This is a genomic window from Klebsiella sp. 141153 (genome assembly GCF_032601995.1).
GTDB lineage: Bacteria > Pseudomonadota > Gammaproteobacteria > Enterobacterales > Enterobacteriaceae > Klebsiella > Klebsiella aerogenes.
The window spans coordinates 321,042-339,697 of the sequence record NZ_JAQIRJ010000001.1 but is presented as its reverse complement, the minus strand read 5'-3'; the positions used below and the strand labels follow the sequence as shown (position 1 = coordinate 339,697).

The 18,656-nt window shown below is 53.3% G+C and carries 18 protein-coding genes; all 18 read left to right on the top strand.

The genetic code is table 11. The features are described from left to right. The first annotated feature begins 127 nt into the window (after positions 1 to 127). The 18 genes from PGS10_RS01690 (at position 128) to PGS10_RS01605 (ending at position 18,644) form a co-directional block, all read left to right on the top strand. Positions 128 to 442 (top strand): DUF2502 domain-containing protein, encoded by a 315-nt coding sequence (locus tag PGS10_RS01690; protein WP_015705463.1) that lies wholly within the window; start codon positions 128 to 130, stop codon positions 440 to 442. Between the two features lie 646 nt (positions 443 to 1,088). After that, entirely contained in the window at positions 1,089 to 1,583 is a 495-nt protein-coding gene (locus tag PGS10_RS01685) for a hypothetical protein (protein ID WP_015366552.1), read from the top strand. Positions 1,584 to 1,607: 24 nt separating this feature from the next. Continuing rightward, complete coding sequence (tssJ, locus tag PGS10_RS01680; protein WP_315710522.1) at positions 1,608 to 2,114, top strand: type VI secretion system lipoprotein TssJ; 507 nt, start codon at positions 1,608 to 1,610, stop codon at positions 2,112 to 2,114. A 24-nt stretch (positions 2,115 to 2,138) separates the two neighbouring features. After that, positions 2,139 to 3,482: a type VI secretion system baseplate subunit TssK gene (tssK, locus tag PGS10_RS01675; RefSeq protein ID WP_047067581.1), complete on the top strand. Its 1,344-nt coding sequence runs from the start codon at positions 2,139 to 2,141 to the stop codon at positions 3,480 to 3,482. A 14-nt stretch (positions 3,483 to 3,496) separates the two neighbouring features. Further along, positions 3,497 to 4,726: a DotU family type VI secretion system protein gene (locus PGS10_RS01670; RefSeq protein ID WP_047079152.1), complete on the top strand. Its 1,230-nt coding sequence runs from the start codon at positions 3,497 to 3,499 to the stop codon at positions 4,724 to 4,726. Between the two features lie 2 nt (positions 4,727 to 4,728). Further along, positions 4,729 to 8,340, top strand: coding sequence for a type VI secretion system membrane subunit TssM (tssM, locus tag PGS10_RS01665; protein WP_316422312.1), 3,612 nt, complete (start codon positions 4,729 to 4,731; stop codon positions 8,338 to 8,340). A gap of 16 nt (positions 8,341 to 8,356) precedes the next feature. Continuing rightward, positions 8,357 to 9,064, top strand: coding sequence for a type VI secretion system-associated protein TagF (tagF, locus tag PGS10_RS01660; RefSeq protein ID WP_316422311.1), 708 nt, complete (start codon positions 8,357 to 8,359; stop codon positions 9,062 to 9,064). Positions 9,065 to 9,075: 11 nt separating this feature from the next. Further along, positions 9,076 to 10,086 carry a type VI secretion system protein TssA gene (gene tssA, locus PGS10_RS01655; protein ID WP_316422310.1) on the top strand — a complete coding sequence of 337 codons (1,011 nt, stop codon included), beginning with the start codon at positions 9,076 to 9,078 and terminating at the stop codon, positions 10,084 to 10,086. A 75-nt stretch (positions 10,087 to 10,161) separates the two neighbouring features. After that, positions 10,162 to 10,686 (top strand): type VI secretion system contractile sheath small subunit, encoded by a 525-nt coding sequence (gene tssB, locus PGS10_RS01650; protein ID WP_032711669.1) that lies wholly within the window; start codon positions 10,162 to 10,164, stop codon positions 10,684 to 10,686. A gap of 3 nt (positions 10,687 to 10,689) precedes the next feature. Then, positions 10,690 to 12,189 carry a type VI secretion system contractile sheath large subunit gene (gene tssC, locus PGS10_RS01645; protein ID WP_045382220.1) on the top strand — a complete coding sequence of 500 codons (1,500 nt, stop codon included), beginning with the start codon at positions 10,690 to 10,692 and terminating at the stop codon, positions 12,187 to 12,189. Between the two features lie 59 nt (positions 12,190 to 12,248). Continuing rightward, entirely contained in the window at positions 12,249 to 12,647 is a 399-nt protein-coding gene (locus tag PGS10_RS01640) for a Rap1a/Tai family immunity protein (RefSeq protein WP_227505045.1), read from the top strand. Between the two features lie 72 nt (positions 12,648 to 12,719). Beyond that, positions 12,720 to 13,136 carry a T6SS amidase immunity protein Tai4 family protein gene (locus tag PGS10_RS01635; RefSeq protein ID WP_316422308.1) on the top strand — a complete coding sequence of 139 codons (417 nt, stop codon included), beginning with the start codon at positions 12,720 to 12,722 and terminating at the stop codon, positions 13,134 to 13,136. An 86-nt stretch (positions 13,137 to 13,222) separates the two neighbouring features. Further along, positions 13,223 to 13,711, top strand: a complete 489-nt coding sequence (locus tag PGS10_RS01630) for a hypothetical protein (protein WP_316422307.1) — start codon at positions 13,223 to 13,225, stop codon at positions 13,709 to 13,711. Positions 13,712 to 14,563: 852 nt separating this feature from the next. Beyond that, positions 14,564 to 15,046, top strand: coding sequence for an Hcp family type VI secretion system effector (locus PGS10_RS01625; protein ID WP_015366565.1), 483 nt, complete (start codon positions 14,564 to 14,566; stop codon positions 15,044 to 15,046). 55 nt (positions 15,047 to 15,101) lie between these two features. Next, a complete protein-coding gene (locus tag PGS10_RS01620) occupies positions 15,102 to 15,644 on the top strand; it encodes a hypothetical protein (RefSeq protein WP_316422305.1) in 543 nt (180 codons plus the stop codon). Continuing rightward, complete coding sequence (locus PGS10_RS01615; RefSeq protein WP_213316095.1) at positions 15,635 to 16,042, top strand: putative T6SS immunity periplasmic lipoprotein; 408 nt, start codon at positions 15,635 to 15,637, stop codon at positions 16,040 to 16,042. The genes PGS10_RS01620 and PGS10_RS01615 overlap by 10 nt, the downstream gene beginning before the upstream one ends. Before the next feature lie 80 nt (positions 16,043 to 16,122). After that, positions 16,123 to 17,850 carry a type VI secretion system-associated FHA domain protein TagH gene (gene tagH / locus PGS10_RS01610; RefSeq protein ID WP_315710508.1) on the top strand — a complete coding sequence of 576 codons (1,728 nt, stop codon included), beginning with the start codon at positions 16,123 to 16,125 and terminating at the stop codon, positions 17,848 to 17,850. Further along, positions 17,850 to 18,644 carry a PP2C family protein-serine/threonine phosphatase gene (locus tag PGS10_RS01605; RefSeq protein ID WP_015705455.1) on the top strand — a complete coding sequence of 265 codons (795 nt, stop codon included), beginning with the start codon at positions 17,850 to 17,852 and terminating at the stop codon, positions 18,642 to 18,644. The genes tagH and PGS10_RS01605 overlap by 1 nt, the downstream gene beginning before the upstream one ends. Positions 18,645 to 18,656 lie beyond the last annotated feature (12 nt).

Here is an 18,656-nt window from a genome sequence, read left to right as displayed (position 1 = left end):
ACGCATAACGTGCAGAGCTAACGACAACCTTTCACAGCATTTAGCTGAAAAAGCAGAATTAACCTGGATAATTAGCTGGTCAGTTGTGTTACAACATATTACGAGACGCACAGCTAAGGAGAATCCGATGCGAAAAATATTATTGCTGGCCGCCGTTTTGCTGGCATCCGCACCGATCGTCACCCAGGCCGAAGAGATTACGCTTTTACCGGCTATTAAACTGCAGATAGGCGACCGTGATTCCTACGGTCATTACTGGGACGGTGGCCGTTGGCGTGATAAAGACTACTGGCATCGTCATTATGAATATCGTGACAAGCACTGGCGAAAGCTAGAGAAAAAACAGCGTAAAGCCTACGAGAAGGGCTATCACGACGGTCGTAAAGACGCGAAGAAGCGTGAGAAAGAATACTATAAACACCACAAGAATCATCATCACTAAAACGACAACGGGGCCATCGGGCTCCGTTTTAGTTACTGCATTTCATCCCTCTAAGATTCAACTCATTATTCGCTGCTGTAGACGTTATACGTAATCTGCCTTTAGAGGCCTCCCGTAATATTGTCAAATATCACCGTGATTTTTTACAGCGTCAGTATTGCCTGATAAAAATAAAAGTATCCTACCAAGATTGGTGGGCGAATTTACCGCTAAATCTTTTTTAAGACTATTCCATATTCACAGCGAATGAAAAATCCGATTTGCAAAATAATTAAATATATATTTTAAATCATATAGTTAAATTACACTTTATTTTGTATGGTCTTTGGTATTACACTTTTTTGGCGATTGTTCGTTTTTCTGCGCTAAAAGCTTGGGTGAGATTAATCCTAAAAATTTAAATACGCTAACCACCCATAACTACGAGCCGAAATTGCGTGTTGAATTGACTCGATCGATCTGTAAAATTGTGTGGTGATAGTTAATGAAATGTAATATAGGGATCCACTGCGGTGAAGATTCGTGCGGTAGCTATGCCCATATCACATCGGGAACCCTTTTACGCACAGTGATTAAGGATATTCAGACTTGTTATTCAAGCAGAGATAACCCTTAAGAAAATAATAGCATTGCAATGGAAAAGCATATGAAAACGCGAGTGTTTTTAGCCGCTATGATTGCGGTTTCACTGGCAGGGTGCGAAGCGCCGCCGAAGCCGCAAATTACCGATGACACCATTGAAACCACGCAGGTTAACGGCGTCAATTTGACCCATCGCCATATTGTTGTTCCGCCAACGGAATTTACCCCAATTAACGCAGAATATCGCGCGCTGTATTCTGCCGCGGTAATGAGCCAGGCCGGATATGGCGGCAAAGTGATTGTGCAATTGGTTCCTGGTGCTAATTATATCGCCCTGGGCCAGGCGCAGGACGGTTGGATAGCGTTAGCCAATGAAGGTCAGGAAAATTTAATTGGCTATGCTCCGGCCAATGCCGTCGTCAAAAGTGAACTGTATGATAAAACGGTCCGCGAACAGTCGAAGCGCCCGAAGGCGCGTAAGAAAGCGACCTGCGTGAGCGTCGACGGAAATACCAAAGCCTGCAAAAACGGTAATAACGGTACCTGGATTCTGGATTAATCCCGCCTTTACGAGCGACACCGTATGAATAATAACTCTCTTTTACGCCAGGTCATGCTGGCGTTTTATTTGCTTCTTTTTACGTTGGTTAGTGGATGTGGTTCGTCTTCACACAGCGACCCTGCCCGATACAATCTTCAGTTCCAGGCCCACCCGCAAATTAACAGTTCTGCGCCATTAAAGGTCAGAGTGTTAGTGCTGAAATCCGATGCGGAATTCATGTCCGCCGATTTCTACTCCTTACAAAATAACGCGCAAAAAGTTCTCGCCGGCAACTTGCTGAACAGCGATGAATTTTTCCTTATGCCGGGTCAACTGGCAAAAAAACTCAGCGGGCAGAGCTCGCCGGAGGCGCGTTATATCGGAGTGATGGCGGAATACCAATCTCTGGATGGTAAAAAGTGGCGCATTTCTCTTCCTCTGCCAACGTCTGGCGAAACTCCTTTTTGGCAGTTCTGGAAACTGTCGGCAGATCAGCTGCAAGCCAATTTATATCTTGACGTTAACGGGATCCGCGTCGTGCAGCAATAGCGCGAGCCCTAACAGGAAATTTGTATGAATAAAGCAGAAAAGGTGGTCTGGACCGAAGGTATGTTCTTGCGTCCGCATCACTTTCAGCGGGCAGAAAGCTACCTGCAAACGCAAATTCGCGAATGGGGCGGATTACAGCGCTCCTGGCTGTGGGGTTTCCTTGAGATTGAACTTGATGAGGCGATGCTGCGTCAGGGCTGCATTGCTCTGAGCTATGCCAGCGGCCTGCTGCCGGATGGGACGTTCTTCCAGTTTCGCGATGCTCGTCAGGGCCCGACGCCGTTGCAGCTTCCGGATAACGTCGCCGGCGAAAAAGTCGTACTGGCCTTGCCGGTACGCCGCGGCGGCCGGGAAGAAGTTATCTTCAGCGAGGAAAAAGACTCGCTGGCGCGCTTTACCGCGTTTGAGCAGGATGTAGCGGATGACAATGCGCTGTCGGTTGGCGATGCCACCGTGCAGTTTGCCCGCCCGCGGCTCACCCTGATGCTGGAAAAGGATTTGTCTGCCGAGTGGACGGCCATCGGCGTGGCGTTCATTGCCGAAAAGCGCAACGATAATGCCGTAAAACTCGATAATGGCTATATCCCGCCGATGCTCAACGGCATCAATCATCCTTTGATTTACGCGATGATCAACGACTTGCATGGTCTGCTGGCGCAACGCAGCCAGCAGATCGGCAGCCGGCTGCGACAGCCGGGGCGTTTTAATACTTCCGAATTAATTGAGTTCACTCTACTTGCGCTGGTCAATCGCCATCTCGGCCATCTATCACATCTCAAAACGCTGCCGTTAGTTCACCCTGAGTCATTGTGGAATAGCTGGCTGCCGTTCGCCGCCGAGCTGACGACCTGGATGGCGCAGCGCGGTCCGGATGCCGCCCTGCCAATTTACGACCATGACGATCTCGCTAGCTGCTTCGGCAAACTGATGTTGTTGCTGCGTCAGGGGTTATCACAAGTAATGGAAGACAACGCCATCCAACTCCCGCTGATAGAACGATCGCATGGGCTAAACATCGCGACCGTACCCGAGAGCAGCATGGTGCGTGATTTCGGATTCGTATTGGCGGTTAAAGCTAGCGTACCGGGTGATGTACTGCAAACGCACTTCCCGGCACAGATGAAAGTCGCGCCGGTGAGCAAAATTCGCGATCTGGTGCAACTACAGCTACCGGGTTTGATCCTGCGCGCTATGCCCGCCGCGCCGCCGCAAATTCCGTGGCATGCCGGTTACAACTACTTTGCAGTCGAAAAGGGCGGCGAGCTGTGGAACGACATGGAGAAATCCGGCGCCTTCGCACTGCATCTGGCAGGCGAGTTCCCCGGCCTGGATATGGAATTTTGGGCTATCCGTAGCCCGTCGGAATAAGAAAGCGAGCGTTGATGATGCAGGAACAACAGGCCGCTGCCAGCCATGGCGTAAGCGGCAATAATCCCCTGGTGACGGCCGCCAACCCATTGCTAAATGCGATCCCACAGATCCGTCATTCGGTATCTCACGATGACCAGGCCGGTTTGCGCCAGCGTTTGATTGATGAAATCCGCCGTTTTGAAGTGCGCGCTCAGCAGGCGGGGTTACCCTACGAAGTGATAGTCGGCGCTCGTTACTGTCTGTGTACCGCGCTGGACGAGGCTGCGGCCTTGACGCCATGGGGGAGTAGCGGCGTCTGGTCGGGCAGCGGTCTTTTAGTGACCTTTCACAATGAAACCTGGGGCGGGGAGAAGTTCTTCCAGTTGCTTGCGCGCCTGTCGCAGAATCCGCGCGAACACATCAATCTGTTGGAACTGATCAACTACTGTTTATTGCTCGGTTTTGAAGGACGCTATCGGGTAATGGATAACGGCCGTACGCAATTGGAAACCATCAAGCAGCGCCTGTGGCAAATGATTTGCGGCGTACGCGGCGGCTACGCGCCGCCGTTATCGGTTCACGGCGAGGATCGCCCGGTGCTGCGTAAACTGTGGCATCCGGTGGTGCCGCTATGGGCCTGCGTCGCGCTGGCGGGGTTCGCCGCCTGCCTGTTCTATATCATTCTTAACTGGCGGCTTGGCGATGCCACCAACCCGGTGTTGGCGAAAATTTACCAGACCCCGCTGCCGGAAGCGTCGATTGCTCAGCCGGCGGAAAAATTGCCGGCGGTACTTAACCTGCGAGGTTTTCTGCGCCCGGAAATTGCCGAAGGGCTGGTTGCGGTACGTGACGAAGCGGACCGCAGCGTGGTGATCCTCAAAGGCGACGGGCTATTTGCTTCGGCCTCGACGGTGGTGCGCGATCGCTACGACCCGGTAATTGACCGCATTGCGCAAGCGATGAACAACGTCAGCGGCCGCATTCTGGTGGTCGGCTATAGCGATAATGTGCCTATCCGCAGCGCGCGCTTTGCCTCGAACTACGAACTGTCGCTGGAACGTGCGCGATCGGTACAAAAGCAACTGCAAAATCATCTGACGCAGCCCGAACGCGTAAAAGCCGAAGGGCGAGGGGAAATGAATCCCATCGCGCCGAATACTACTCCTGAGAACCGTGCCCGTAACCGCCGTGTGGAAATTACTCTGCTGGTGTCGCCCGATAATACCCGGGCTGAGCTGAACGGATTGCCCCAAGGAAATTAAGGATGCTGACACTTCTGCTTTCCATACTGACCAACCGGCTGCTGTGGGGTTTTCTCGGCGCTACGGCGGTGGCGGCCGTCATCTGGATGATTGGCCCGCTATTGTCGATTGTCGATACCCGGCCGCTGGAATCGGAACAAAACCGCGTTATATCTATTGCGCTGGTGTACCTCATCTGGGCGCAAAGCCACATTCTGCCGCGTCTGTACAACGCCTGGCTCAACCGCAAGCTGATGGATAACCTGAAGGAAGACACGCCGAAGGGTAACGATCCGCAGCAGCGCCTCAATAGTGAAGACCAGATCCTCGCCGATCGCTTTGATGAAGCCGCGCAAATGTTGAAAAAAGCGCACTTCAGCAAAACCGGCAATGGCCAGTGGACCCAGCGGTTTAGCACCCACTATCTGTATCAGCTGCCATGGTATGTGATTATTGGCGCATCCGGTTCCGGTAAAACCACCGCCTTAGCGAACTCCGGGCTGCAGTTTCCGCTGGCCGACCGCTTCGGAAAAACGGCGTTACGCGGCATCGGCGGCACGCGCAACTGTGACTGGTGGTTTACCAACGAGGCCGTGCTGCTGGACACCGCCGGGCGCTATACCACCCAGGAGAGCGAGCAGGCGCAGGACGCCAGCGAGTGGCTGAAGTTCATGGGGTTATTGCGTAAATACCGCCGCCGCCAGCCGATTAACGGCGTTATTGTCACGGTAAGTATCTCCGACCTGTTAACGCAATCGACGGAGGCCTCGCGGCAGCAGGCGGTTAATCTGCGCCAGCGTCTCTCTGAACTACATGAACAATTGGGTATTCGTTTCCCGGTGTACGTACTGGTGACGAAGGCCGACCTGCTTAAAGGCTTCCGCGCCTGGTTTGCCGATTACGACAAGGCGCAGCGCGATCAAATCTGGGGCTTCACTTTCCCGTGGGAGCAGGCAAGTCTTGCCGACTTCGACCTGATGGGCCGCTTTACCCAGGAGTTTGCGCTACTGCAACAGCGGCTTGAAGCCGGGCTGCCGGATACAATGCTGCAAGAGCATGATGCCAAAACCCGCGCCGAAGCCTGGCTGTTCCCGCAAGAGTTTGCGGCGTTGCGGCCGCTGTTAGCCGATTACCTGAGTACCGTCTTTGCCCGTTCTAACTTTGAAACCGAGTTTTCACCGCGCGGCATTTATTTCGCCAGCGGTACCCAGGAAGGGCTACCGTTCGACCGCGTGATGGGCGAACTCAATCGCGCGCTGTCTTTGCCACAGGGAAATGAAAACGACAACTGGGACTCAGTGAGTAAAGAAGCGCCGATCCCCGGCGCCAAAGGCCAGAGTTATTTCATTAAAAACCTGCTGCAAAACGTGATTTTCCAGGAAGCCGGCATCGCCGGGCAGAACCGCTGGTGGGAACTGCGTAACCGCGCAGCGATCTGGTCAGGCTATGCGGCGCTCGCGGCGCTGTTAATCGTTTCATGCGTACTGTGGCTGACCAGCTACGGCAAAAACAAGGCCTACCTGGAAGAAGTCTCGGCGAAGGTGCCGCAGGTTGAGCAGCAGAGCAAAGCGCTGCAAAACCCCGAGCAGCGCGATCTGTTCGCCATGCTGCCGCTACTCAACGGCCTGCTGGAATTGCCGAAGAGTGCCGATTTTGACGTCAACGATCCGCCGGTAAGCCGCCGGATGGGACTCTACCGCGGAAATGATGTCAGCGATGCCTCGCAGACGCTGTATCAAAAAGCGCTGCAGCAAATGTTGCTACCGGATGTCGCCATGCGTATCACTACCTGGTTGCGCAACGACAATGGCAGTGACGCCGAATATAGCTATGAGGCGTTGAAAGCCTATCAGATGCTCTATCAGCCCAAGCAGTATGACGGCAAGTTTCTACTCTCCTGGGTGATGCTTAACCTGCAGCGTAACCTGCCGCAAAACGTGACGCAGACGCAGCTACGACAGCTGGAAGGGCATCTGGTCCAGCTACTGGAACCGCAAATCCAGTCCTCGCCGTATGCCAGGGATGATGCGCTGATCGCCCGTGAGCGGGCGTTGATTAACCAGCAGCCGCTCTCCTCAAGAGTGTACGGTCGTCTGAAACGTCTACTTGAGCATGATGACAATCTGAAAGCGGTATCGCTGGCGACGCTCGGCGGGCCGCAGAGCGAACTGGTGTTCTCGCGTAAAAGCGGTACGCCGATCGCTGAGGGCGTTCCCGGCCTGTATACGCCAGATGGCTACTGGCAGGTGTTCAATAAACAGATCGATAACGTGACCAGCGCGCTGCATGAAGATGATATCTGGGTGCTGGGCGCCGCCAGCGCGTCGGAAGATAAACAGCAAACCGATAACGCCGTCCGCCAGCTCTATATGCGTGATTTTATCGCCAACTGGGATCGCTTCCTTGCCGATATTCAGCTCAACAATAGCGCCGATCTGTCATCGCGGATCAACACCGCGCGCCTGCTTTCCGCCAGTAACTCGCCGCTGCGCCGTCTGGTTATCAACCTGAGTCAGGTGCTGAACCTGGCGCGCGCCGAGCCGGATACGGTTAAAAGCGAAAACTCAGCCGAGCAGGGCAACCGCGCTACCCGAACGCTGGAAGCGCTTTTCCGCCATGATGAGGGCGGCACAACCCAGGGCGCGGCGCTTAGCCAGACGCCGGAACAGCTGGTAACGGAACACTACGCGCCGCTGATCGAACTGGCGCAGCCGTTGGAAAAGGGCGGCAAAACGATTGTGTTCGACGATTTCCTCAAACAGATCGATGAACTTTATCGCTACTTGACCGCGGTACAGGATGCCGCCAACAGCGGTATGCAACCGCCGGGCGGCGACGCGATTAGCCGTCTACAGGCCAGCGCCGGGCGCTTACCGGGCGGCCTGCAAACCATGTTCAGCAAAATGGCAGTCGGTGCCAGCAGTGATACCCAGCGCCGCGATCTCGATAACGTACGTAAACGGATTAACGTGGAAGTTGGCGGTTTCTGCCGCCAGGCTATCGCCGGGCGCTATCCGCTGGTTCGCAGCGCCAGTAGCGAAGTCACGCCGGACGATCTGGCGCGTATGTTTGCGCCGGGCACCGGCATGATGGATACCTTCTTCCGTGACAACCTGACCAATAAGGTCGATACCACGCAGTCCAGCTGGCGTTTTATGCCCGGCATCGATGGCAAAACGTTGCCGGGTAGTGAAGGGTTATTAAGGCCTTTCCAGCAGGCGCAATCGATCCGCGACGCGTTCTTTGCCAATGGCGCGACCACGCCGTCATTTAAAGTGACGGTGCGCACCATCAACATGGACAACCGGATCCTCAACCTGACGCTGGATGTTGATGGCCAGCAGTTGCGCTATAGCCACGGTCCGCAGGCGGTGCAAATGATGAACTGGCCGGGGCCGGGCGGCACCAACCAGGTGCGTATGCAACTCGGTCTGGCCGATGGTACCACCTCGACCCTGGTGACCAGCGGCTCATGGGCGCTGAACCGCTTTTTTGATAAAGCGCGCACCGCGCCCGGCAGCAGCAGTTTGAGCCGTCAGGCAACGTTTAATGTCGATGGTTACCAGGTCACGCTGGAGTTTGCGCCGAACAGTATCCGCAATCCGTTCCAGCTTCCCCGTTTCTCATGTCCATAACCGCAAGGAAAGCCGAATGACTCACGCCCCTGCGATGAGCTGGTACGGGAAACTCCCCAGTACCGGCGATTTTTTACAACGTCGATTTCCGGACATGCTGGTTCGCCAGTGGTCGCAATGGTTTCAGGTTGGGCTGATGGCCTGGCAACAGGAGCAACAGCGTAGCGGCGAACGCCAGTTCAGCAACGCGCCGGTATGGAACTTTATCGTTCCGCCGATGTTGAGCGGGCAGATGGTGCAGATGGGCTGTCTGATCCCAGGGCGCGACCGGGTAGGTCGCCAGTATCCTATCTGCGCGCAAATGGCCTTCAACCCGCTGGAGTGGTCGCCTTCGATCCTCACTCAGGCCGGAGAGTGGTATCAGCAGGTGGGCAGAACGCTGCTGCATGCGGTACGCAATGGCTATTCCGCTGAACAACTTGACCAGGCGCTACTCGCTATTCCGGCGCCAAAGCTGGTAGAGGCGGAAAAGCGTTCGGAAATACTCGACGTGATTGGTTATCAGCAAGATGGGCAAAGCTCCCTGGGCTGGCAGCAGGCGGCGGACTGTTTTGATCCGCAGCGTCAGACCAGTTTTTGGTGGACCAACCGCGCCGATGGTTATCCGCTCTATACCCACGTCCATAGCGGTAATTTGACCGGCCAGCTGTTCACGCTGCTGTTTGATCCCGCCGGGGGTGCGAGGCCGGGCCGTCACGGTCTGTATCCGCCAATGTTTGAATAAGCAGGTAGGCCATGAATATTGATGAATTCCTTGCTCCGGTTAGCGCGGAGCAGCCCTGCGGTGAAAACCTCGAATATGACGCCGATTTCCAGGCAATGGAACAAGCGATGCAGGGTAAAGCCGAGCAGCAGTTCGGCGACACCATTATCCCGGCGGAACCCGCTGACTGGACGACGGTAGAAAAGCTGGCGGCTGGGCTACTTAGCCGCACCAAAGATTTGCGCGTCATGCTGGCGCTGACTCAGGCGTGGACAAAACGCCGCGGCCTGAGTGGTTACGCGGATGGCCTGCTGCTGGTGCAACAGGCGCTGTCGCTTTACTGGCAGCCTATCTATCCGCTGCTGGAAGAGTATGGCGAAACTGATCCGTTTTACCGCATCAATGCGCTCGCGGGGCTAAGCGATAAATCAGCGCTGACCAGCGCGTTACGCAATGCCGTGTTGTTACGCAGTAATGGCGATGAACTGCTATTGCGCGATGCGCAGGCGCTGCTCGATGGCAGTAAAACCGAATGCGCGGATTATCCCGGCGGCCGTTCGCGATTGATTGATGAACTGGCCCGCGGCGGACAGCCGGGGATTGACGCCATCCTCGCCATTCACCAGCGCTTGCAGACCATCCGCGAAATATTGAGCGATTGTCTGGGTGAAAGCGGCGTGCCGGAAATGGAACAACTGCAGAAGACCGTCGGTATCGTCGCCGGCGCCTGCCAGATAACCGATATTTCGTCCTTTCACGCGTCCCGCGAGGAGAGTGCCGTGAGTGAACATCAAGCGATACCCAACGCGCCGCCGCCGTCTGCCGTTGACTGGCGCAGCGCGCAAATCAGCAGCCGCGCCGAGGCGCAGCAGATGCTGGAAAAAGTAAAACAGTACTTCGCCCAGCACGAACCGAGTCACCCCGCGCCGCTGATGATTGAACGGGTACAGCGGCTGATTGAGCTGGATTTTATGGACATCATCCGCGATTTAGTGCCGGACGGCGTTCATCAACTGGAAAACATTTTTGGACGTCGCGACTGACGCGTCCGGACATTATGGCGACAGGCATAAGGTCTGGCGCTCAACCTTTACCGCGCATCTTCGATGGAGAACATCATGGCAATAAGTAAAAGTGGGCAGAAATTTATCGCACGCAACCGTGCGCCCCGCGTACAGATCGAGTACGACGTAGAGATTTATGGTGCGGAACGCAAAATCCAGCTTCCGTTTGTAATGGGGGTGATGGCGGATCTGGTGGGTAAACCGCTCGACAATCAACCGGCGGTCGATGAACGTAAGTTCCTCGACATCGACATTGATAACTTCGACGAACGTATGAAAGCGCTGAAACCGCGCGTCGCTTTCCAGGTCGACAATACGCTGACCAACGAAGGCAAACTGAACGTCGATTTAACCTTCGACAGCATGGACGACTTCCTGCCGGATGCCGTGGCCCGCAAAGTGGAGCCGCTGAACAAACTGCTGGAAGCCCGTACTCAGCTTTCAAATCTGCTCACCTATATGGACGGTAAAAACGGCGCGGAAGAGCTAATTGCTAAAATTTTGCAGGATCCGACGCTGCTCAAATCGTTGAGCCAGATGCCGAAACAAGACGACAGTGCGAAAGGTAGCGAGGAGTAATCGATGAGCAACCCGACTCAACAACATGAGCAGCAGTCCAGCCAGGCCTTTAGCCAGGATGAATTCAGCGCGCTGCTGAACAAAGAGTTTCGCCCGAAAACCGACCAGGCGCGTTCCGCCGTTGAAAACGCGGTAAAAACCCTCGCGCAGCAGGCGCTGGAAAACACCGTCACGTTTTCCAACGACACCTATCGCACCATCCAGAACCTGATTGCCGGTATCGATGAGCAGCTGTCGCGGCAGGTGAACCAGATCCTGCATCATGACGAGTTCCAGAAACTGGAAAGCGCATGGCGCGGCCTGAGCTACCTGGTCAACAACAGCGAAACCGACGAAATGCTGAAAATCCGCTTTATGAGCATCTCAAAGCAGGAGCTGGGGCGCACTCTGAAGCGTTACAAAGGGGTGGGCTGGGACCAGAGCCCGATCTTTAAGAAAATTTATGAACAGGAGTACGGCCAGTTTGGCGGCGAGCCATTCGGCTGCATCGTCGGCGATTACTATTTCGACCATAGTCCGCAGGATGTGGAATTACTGGGCGAAATGGCGCGTATCGGATCGGCTGCGCACTGTCCGTTTATTACCGGTACCGCACCGGAAGTGATGCAGATGGAGTCCTGGCAGGAGCTGGCGAACCCGCGCGACCTCACCAAAATCTTCCAGAATACCGAATACGCCGCCTGGCGTTCGCTGCGCGAGTCGGAAGACGCGCGTTATCTGGGGCTGGTGATGCCGCGCTTCCTGTCGCGCCTGCCGTACGGGATTCGAACCAACCCGGTGGACAGTTTTGATTTTGAAGAGCAGACCGACGGCGCGGATCACAACAATTACGCCTGGGCCAACTCGGCGTATGCGATGGCGGCGAACATTAACCGCTCGTTCAAAGAGTTTGGCTGGTGCACCTCCATTCGCGGCGTGGAATCCGGCGGCGCGGTGGAAAATCTGCCTTGCCACACCTTCCCGAGCGACGATGGCGGCGTGGACATGAAATGCCCGACCGAGATCGCCATCAGCGATCGCCGCGAGGCGGAGCTGGCGAAAAACGGCTTTATGCCGCTGATCCATCGCAAAAACTCCGACTTTGCCGCCTTTATCGGCGCGCAGTCGTTGCAGAAACCGGCGGAATATCATGATGCCGACGCCACGGCGAATGCCCGTCTGGCCGCTCGTCTGCCGTACTTGTTCGCCTGCTGCCGTTTTGCTCACTACCTGAAGTGCATTGTGCGCGACAAGATCGGCTCCTTCCGCGAGCGCGATGACATGGAACGCTGGCTGAACGACTGGGTGATGAACTATGTCGATGGCGATCCGGCTAACTCGTCGCAGGAGACCAAAGCGCGCAAACCGCTGGCGGCCGCTGAAGTGCAGGTAGCGGAGATCGAAGACAACCCGGGTTACTACACCGCGAAGTTCTTCCTGCGTCCGCACTACCAGCTGGAAGGGCTTACCGTGTCGCTGCGTCTGGTTTCCAAGCTGCCGTCGCTGAAGACCAAGGAAGCGTAATATGATGCCGCCGGGAGGGAACTCCCGGCAGCTACCACGCCATGGAAGAAGGTAAAGAAATGAAATTATTACCACTCTGCACGCTGGGACTGTTCACGGTACTGACGCCATTTACGGTCGTCCAGGCGGCTGATGACTCCGCCAATTTACTGCGCGATCCCAATCAACTATCACGTAATGATGTGCGGTTGAGCGGTGAAAAGTTTCTCCAGGCCTGGCTGGCGCAAGACAATACCCAGCAGCAGTTAAAGGCCAATATGTATCTGCTTGGCGTGATGGATGCAACAGAAGGTAAAGCCTGGTGCGGTTATCAGCAGGCACTGCCGGGATCGCTTCGAGAAAGCGTCTACGGCTATTTCAAAAAGCTGCCCGACGAGCGAATTAAACAGCCTGCGGCGATGCTGATTACCGAAGCGTTGGCGAAGGAGTTGCCTTGCAAAAAGGGAGCGACGTCATGAGGCTTCCCTGGCGACAACATGATGAATTTTGGGAATTGAGGTAGCAACCAAAGCCAATTTTTGGGAGTTGCCATGAACAGAATCATTATCAGTCTGCTGCTTGCTAGCAGTGCGTCGGCTTATGCCGGGGACGACCCGGTATTGTTTGTTAAACAGCTACCTTATAAGCAGGTTGTTAAAGACGTGGTTTTATCCCGCTGTCTGGCGCAGGTAGCCGATGATAAAAGTCAGTTTTCTGAGGATGCTGCGCGCAGTAGCAATACGTTGCTGGAGTGGGTACCTTTCGATATTGAAAACGGTAATGACAAAATTAACGCCATTATTGCTAAATACAAAAGTGCCACCAATGGCTTTCATTCCGAGAGACAACCCGCAACTCAGGGCGTTACCTTAAATTGTTTGCGCCTTTATCATAGTACGGAACTGGATAAATTAACTTCGCAGATAATCATCGGTGATCCTAATAAAACCTGGAGTCAGGATAACTAGCATTAATTTCAACTTTGCATTCCTGCTATTCAATGGACAATTATGTTGAGATATATAATTAACGACAGGGAGATTCGAATTTGGGAATGAGTACGCCGAAACAAATCGCCGATGGTATGTTGAAAATTTTTGACTCTGGCAAAAAAAGCAGTATTGAGATTTTTGCTAACAGCACGATTAGTGGCTTCATGTCTATTCCAGAAGATCTTTGGATGTTGTCTAAAGATTTTCTAGACTCTGATCATCGCTGGCGCAATGAAACAGATAAAATCAGGCTTATCAGCCTCATTAAAAAAGGTGTAACTTCAGAAGAAGTACGCAGATTAGTGAATGTGGTGATAAAACGTTATTTATGTGGTCTTTCTGAAGAACAATCGAGAGAACTTCTGATAAAAGTTGGGGGGTCGCAAGTTGGTGGCATTGCTTTCAAAATGGCATTTGTGAACGAGTTGGTTTCGTTGTTTATTTCTAAAATAATTCCTCGTTTTTTAGTGTCCGTAGGTGTGACTGGAGTATTAAGTGTGGGGGCGTCTATTTCGAGGCCATTTATACATCATATGAGCTACGCAATTTAAACAAAGAGATTTATAATCAATTGCGAGGAATTGGTGATTTAGATTTATTATATTTTCTGCTTGAGGATAATATTAAGCCATTTATCATTGCAATCAACTACCAACAAGCTCATGGCGCTATAGATAAAGAAATATTCAACCATTTCCTATCAGGGGTTGGTCGTGTTAAATAAAATCATTAAATACTTATGTGTTTATATTCTTTTGATTTTTTCATTCATTCTATTTTTTACAACTCTAGGTTATTATATTTTTGTATGTGACTGGGGTGGTGATATTGTAGTGCTGGCGAAAAATGTGTTTCTTTTGATGTTGCTTATTATCGCATCTCTCGCCATATACTATTTCGCAGAGAGGGAAAATTCAAAGTTGTGATGCGCGACACAATTTGATTAAAATACGAAACACCATAAAAACAAGGGCGGTGAAAATTATTTTTCCGACAAGCAGTCCAATATTTATTGTATTGAATGATTCAAGCGAAATAATATACCATAATGATTGAAAAATATTGATAAGAGAAAATATACCAATAATTGAAAGTATAATTATCAATGCTACCGATAGCGCTTTTTTCATTCATCAATCCTTTTTTGCTGTAGTTGGTTGGATTTATTCTAGATTAACCAGGTATTAGTTGTCTATCACCTGTCCGAAATACTGAGTGACAGAAGGGAACTTAGAGTAGTTGCTGTCATAATGCGGCTATTCTGAAGTGGTCTGTACGGTTTAACTCGTCAGGCTTGAGGCAATAGTAAAATATGGATGGTTTTATTCAGCCCCATGCTTTCCTGTTTGCCATATAAGTGCTTTTTCGAAAGCAATAATTTTCATTAACGAAGAGTAGATATTATGGCTATTGATATGTTTCTGAAGGTCGAGGGTGTAACCGGTGAATCAAAAGATTCTAATCACACCGGTTGGACTGATATTACCTCTTTTTCCTGGGGCGCATCCCAGCCGGGTAATATGAGCGTGGGCGGCGGTGGCGGTGCGGGTAAAGTGAATTTCAACGACCTGCACGTAAATGCGCTGATCGACAAATCCACCACCGCGATTCTGAAGCACTGCTCCAGCGGCAAGCACCTGACCAAAGTTGAACTTTCGGTCTGCAAAGCCGGTGGTCAGCAGGTTGAATATGCGCGAATCACCCTCGAAGATGTACTGGTGACTTCCGTGCAGTACACAGGCGCCGATAACGGCGACACCGTTGGCGTAACCTATGCCTTCCAGGCGGCGAAAGTGAAACAGCAGTACTGGGAGCAGACTTCCGCTGGCGGTAAAGGGGCAGAAAGCAGCGCCGGCTGGAATATCAAAGAAAATAAAGAAGCATAATTGCCTACGTGCCGGGGATTTTCCCCGGCCATTCTCAATCAAGGAGGAAGGATACATGGCAAATTTGCAGGAAGGGGGTTATCGTTCTCTTACTATCGGCGAGATAGCATTGGCACGTTTGGTTTTTGGCGGCGCAATAAAATATCCTGAAGTTAAAGTACATAATAAAAGTTACTTACCATTTAACATGCAATCAAATAATGTTGCAATGACACCTAATGGTGAAATGTATTTCCGAGAGCCGCATTATCGTGATGATTTTTCAACAGAGCCTCCTCGATATAAGCACTGGTTCATACACGAGATGGTTCATGTTTTGCAGCATCAGATTGGAATGAATGTTCGAACCAGAGGGGTATTCAGTTGGGCAGTGAGTTATAATTACTCTTTACCTCCAAACAAGAAATTGTCGAACTTTGGTATGGAACAGCAGGCCTCTATAATTTCAGATTATTATTATCTAATTAATTACGGCTTGGGCGATTTTGTAAACATCACAGGTTTTGAGGGGATTATTGGGCCAAATCTAAGAGATAAATATTTACAGGCGTTATCTTTGTTTATTAAAAACCCTAAAGATCGGCGGACATGGTTATGAGTAAATTTTTTATTATATTGGCGTTCACAATCATGATAAACGCCTGTGTACCTCACCCGGCACAATATCAGACGTTTTCAGTAACACTAAAAAACAATGAACCTTGTTTTGCTCTCCCCGTTAACTCAGGGCTGGAAGCGCCTATCACTAGTTCTTCGCCCACCATTATGAAAAAAACGGCCAATGAATGGAAACCAATATCACCGCCAGCGACGTTCAGCCCTACCGCGATGTTAAATAGCCAGCAGTGTCACCAATGGAGTGGTATTACATGGCAAGCTGGAGAATATGATGTTGCACTAAAGGTGTCTGGTAAAAACGATTCCGTTCGTTATGGTGCTCGATTCTCCTTAGTAGAAAGTGCTTCAGGGCAATTTAAGCTTACACAGACTGAATAAAATGTGCCCCCGCAAACGCCGCCGTTCTTATTTCGAGAGCGGCAGCGTTTGTGCGCCAATCATATCAGCAGGAATAGGCTATGCGATTCACGATTATTTCGACCAAAGCCGGTCATCAGCCCCCGCAGGGGAGCTGTGACTTTTACGCGCCGGGCGGTACCATTGGGCGCGGCACGGACAATAACCTGGTGCTGCCGGATGACGACCGCGCCATTTCTCGCCTGCAGGCCATCGTCCACGTGGCGGCAGACGGCGAGTGCAAAATTACCAATCGCGGCAACGTGACGCGGGTGGTACTCAACGAGATCCCGCTGGAGCGGGGGCGTCAGGTTGAACTCCAGGATGGCGATATCCTCGCCATTGACGACTATCGCATCGAAGTCAGCGATCTGCTGCAGGATAGCCAACCGATCAGCCGAATGGCGGCGAGCGGTCAGCCGCCTGTCACTGCGAAACCGACAACGCCAAACTCAGCCGCAGCGCCCGCCGTGGCGGAAGCCGCGCCAACCGCGGTGCCGTCAGAAATCTGGGATAGCCTGATGCAGGAATTCTCGATTGCCGACAGCATCTCCAGCAGCCGGGCCAAGCCGCAGGCCGATAACGCGCCGAATCCCTTTGCCGAGCCGAAGCCTGCCGAACGTAATCCGGAAGATCCGCTGGCGATGTTCGCTGATAGCGAACCGCTGTTTGAGCGCCCGCCGGTGGCGACGGACGACCTGTTTGCCGATGACACCCCATTTGACCGCGACAGTATCTTTGCCGACGTTACGCCAACGACGCTGGTGCCGCCAGTTGAAAAACCGGCTCAGCCTGTCGCCGATGAGCCGCAGGTAGAATTGGATCCGCTGGCGCTCTTCGGCGGCGACGCTAGCGCCAAAACCGCGCGTCATGACGATCCGCTGGGGCTAATGGGCGGCGCGCCGCTGACATCGGTAGATGCCTTCAGCACCGAAGAGCCTGCTAAAACGGTTGCCGACGAGCCTGATGCCGCTTTTGATTCGCCATTATTAATGACCCAGCCGCCGCAGGAGCCGCCCGCGGCAGCGCGCGAAGAAGCGCCGGAAATAACCTTACCGACGCCGCAGGCCGTGGCGCGGCAAGCCGCCCAGACGCCAAAAGGGCGCTTGCGTATCGATCCCGTACGTCATGAACATCAGGCGACCAGCACGCCGCAGCCGGGTAACGGCGAAGTGCTGCAGGGAGAGCTACTGGAAGCCTTACTGGAAGGCATGGGGCTCGGCGATATGCAGCCGGTGCCGCAGTTCGACAAAGAGAATATGCGTCAGCTTGGTCAAATGCTGAGCATGTTCTCGCAGGGCACCGTCGCGCTGCTCTCTTCGCGTTCGATCCTCAAACGCGGCGTCAAAGCCGATATGACCATGGTACTGGACGACGCCAACAACCCGTTCAAGCTGTTGCCTTCCGGGAAAACCGTGCTGATGCAGATGTTCGGCGCGCGGATGCCGGGCTTTATGCCGCCGAAAAAATCGGTACGCGACGCATTGATCGACCTGCAGGCCCATCAGTTAGGGATGATCTCGGGGATCCGCGCCATTATCGCCGCGATGCTGCAGTCCTTTAACCCCGAGCAACTGGAAGAAGAGGCTAAACGCGATGGCCACACTTCGCGCCTGGCGCTTCCGGCCAGCCGGAAAGCGGCGTTATGGGACTATTTTGTCCGTACCTACGGCGAAACCGCCGGGGAAATTGAAGACGATTTCCACACCCTGTTTGGCGAAGCGTTCCTCTATGCCTATGACATGGAAGTGAATCAGTACAAAGACTCACAGAGCGGATCGGAAGAATAATGGACATTACCACGGCTTCTCTTTCCCGCCAGGGAACGCGCGCCAGCAATCAGGATCAGACCGGCGAATGCGTCGGTGAGCGCTCCGCCTGCTTTGTGGTCTGCGACGGCATTGCCGGGTTGCCCGGCGGCGAGGTGGCGGCGGAACTGGCGCGCAACGCGATTCTGGATCGGTTTGACGGCGATAATCATCTGAACGCCCAGACCATTCGCCAGTACGTGCAGCAGGCCAACGGCGCCATTCTCCAACAACAGCAGGCGACGCCGGATTATCGGCGAATGGGCACCACGCTGGTGAGCCTGTTTATCGATCGCGATTATAAGCTGGCCTACTGGGCCCACGCCGGCGATAGCCGGTTATACCTGTTTCGCCGCGGCTGGCTGTACCACGTCACCACTGACCACAGTTTGGTCCAACAGATGAAAGATGCCGGACATCAGACCGACGATATTAACAGTAATCTGCTGTACCGGGCGTTAGGCATGGCCAGCGACGGCGCGGAAGCCAGCTATAGCGATGTGGTGCCGGTGGAAGACGGCGATGCCTTTTTGCTCTGTACCGATGGTTTCTGGCACGGCGTTGGCGAAGAGCAGATGAAATCCTCCCTGCAGATGGTCAATACCCCGCAGGAGTGGTTAACCCTGATGAATCAGTATCTTCAGAGAAACAATGACGGCGACCAGGCCTCGCAGGACAACTACAGCGCCGTCGCGGTATGGATGGGCAGTCCGGAAGAGGCGACGCTGCTGCACTCGCTGGCCGACGCCGCGCAATTTTTCCCACTGCGGGATTGAGACAGGCTAAGA

Excerpts from the sequence above, each read along its gene's own strand:
- PGS10_RS01640 (WP_227505045.1), top strand. The coding sequence starts at position 12,249 with ATGAAATTATTACCACTCTGCACGCTGGGACTGTTCACGGTACTGACG.
- tssB (WP_032711669.1), top strand. The coding sequence starts at position 10,162 with ATGGCAATAAGTAAAAGTGGGCAGAAATTTATCGCACGCAACCGTGCG.
- PGS10_RS01630 (WP_316422307.1), top strand. The coding sequence starts at position 13,223 with ATGAGTACGCCGAAACAAATCGCCGATGGTATGTTGAAAATTTTTGAC.
- tssC (WP_045382220.1), top strand. The coding sequence starts at position 10,690 with ATGAGCAACCCGACTCAACAACATGAGCAGCAGTCCAGCCAGGCCTTT.
- tssJ (WP_315710522.1), top strand. The coding sequence starts at position 1,608 with ATGAATAATAACTCTCTTTTACGCCAGGTCATGCTGGCGTTTTATTTG.
- PGS10_RS01620 (WP_316422305.1), top strand. The coding sequence starts at position 15,102 with ATGGCAAATTTGCAGGAAGGGGGTTATCGTTCTCTTACTATCGGCGAG.
- tagH (WP_315710508.1), top strand. The coding sequence starts at position 16,123 with ATGCGATTCACGATTATTTCGACCAAAGCCGGTCATCAGCCCCCGCAG.
- PGS10_RS01605 (WP_015705455.1), top strand. The coding sequence starts at position 17,850 with ATGGACATTACCACGGCTTCTCTTTCCCGCCAGGGAACGCGCGCCAGC.
- PGS10_RS01635 (WP_316422308.1), top strand. The coding sequence starts at position 12,720 with ATGAACAGAATCATTATCAGTCTGCTGCTTGCTAGCAGTGCGTCGGCT.
- PGS10_RS01685 (WP_015366552.1), top strand. The coding sequence starts at position 1,089 with ATGAAAACGCGAGTGTTTTTAGCCGCTATGATTGCGGTTTCACTGGCA.
- PGS10_RS01690 (WP_015705463.1), top strand. The coding sequence starts at position 128 with ATGCGAAAAATATTATTGCTGGCCGCCGTTTTGCTGGCATCCGCACCG.
- tagF (WP_316422311.1), top strand. The coding sequence starts at position 8,357 with ATGACTCACGCCCCTGCGATGAGCTGGTACGGGAAACTCCCCAGTACC.
- tssM (WP_316422312.1), top strand. The coding sequence starts at position 4,729 with ATGCTGACACTTCTGCTTTCCATACTGACCAACCGGCTGCTGTGGGGT.
- PGS10_RS01615 (WP_213316095.1), top strand. The coding sequence starts at position 15,635 with ATGGTTATGAGTAAATTTTTTATTATATTGGCGTTCACAATCATGATA.
- tssA (WP_316422310.1), top strand. The coding sequence starts at position 9,076 with ATGAATATTGATGAATTCCTTGCTCCGGTTAGCGCGGAGCAGCCCTGC.
- PGS10_RS01670 (WP_047079152.1), top strand. The coding sequence starts at position 3,497 with ATGATGCAGGAACAACAGGCCGCTGCCAGCCATGGCGTAAGCGGCAAT.
- PGS10_RS01625 (WP_015366565.1), top strand. The coding sequence starts at position 14,564 with ATGGCTATTGATATGTTTCTGAAGGTCGAGGGTGTAACCGGTGAATCA.
- tssK (WP_047067581.1), top strand. The coding sequence starts at position 2,139 with ATGAATAAAGCAGAAAAGGTGGTCTGGACCGAAGGTATGTTCTTGCGT.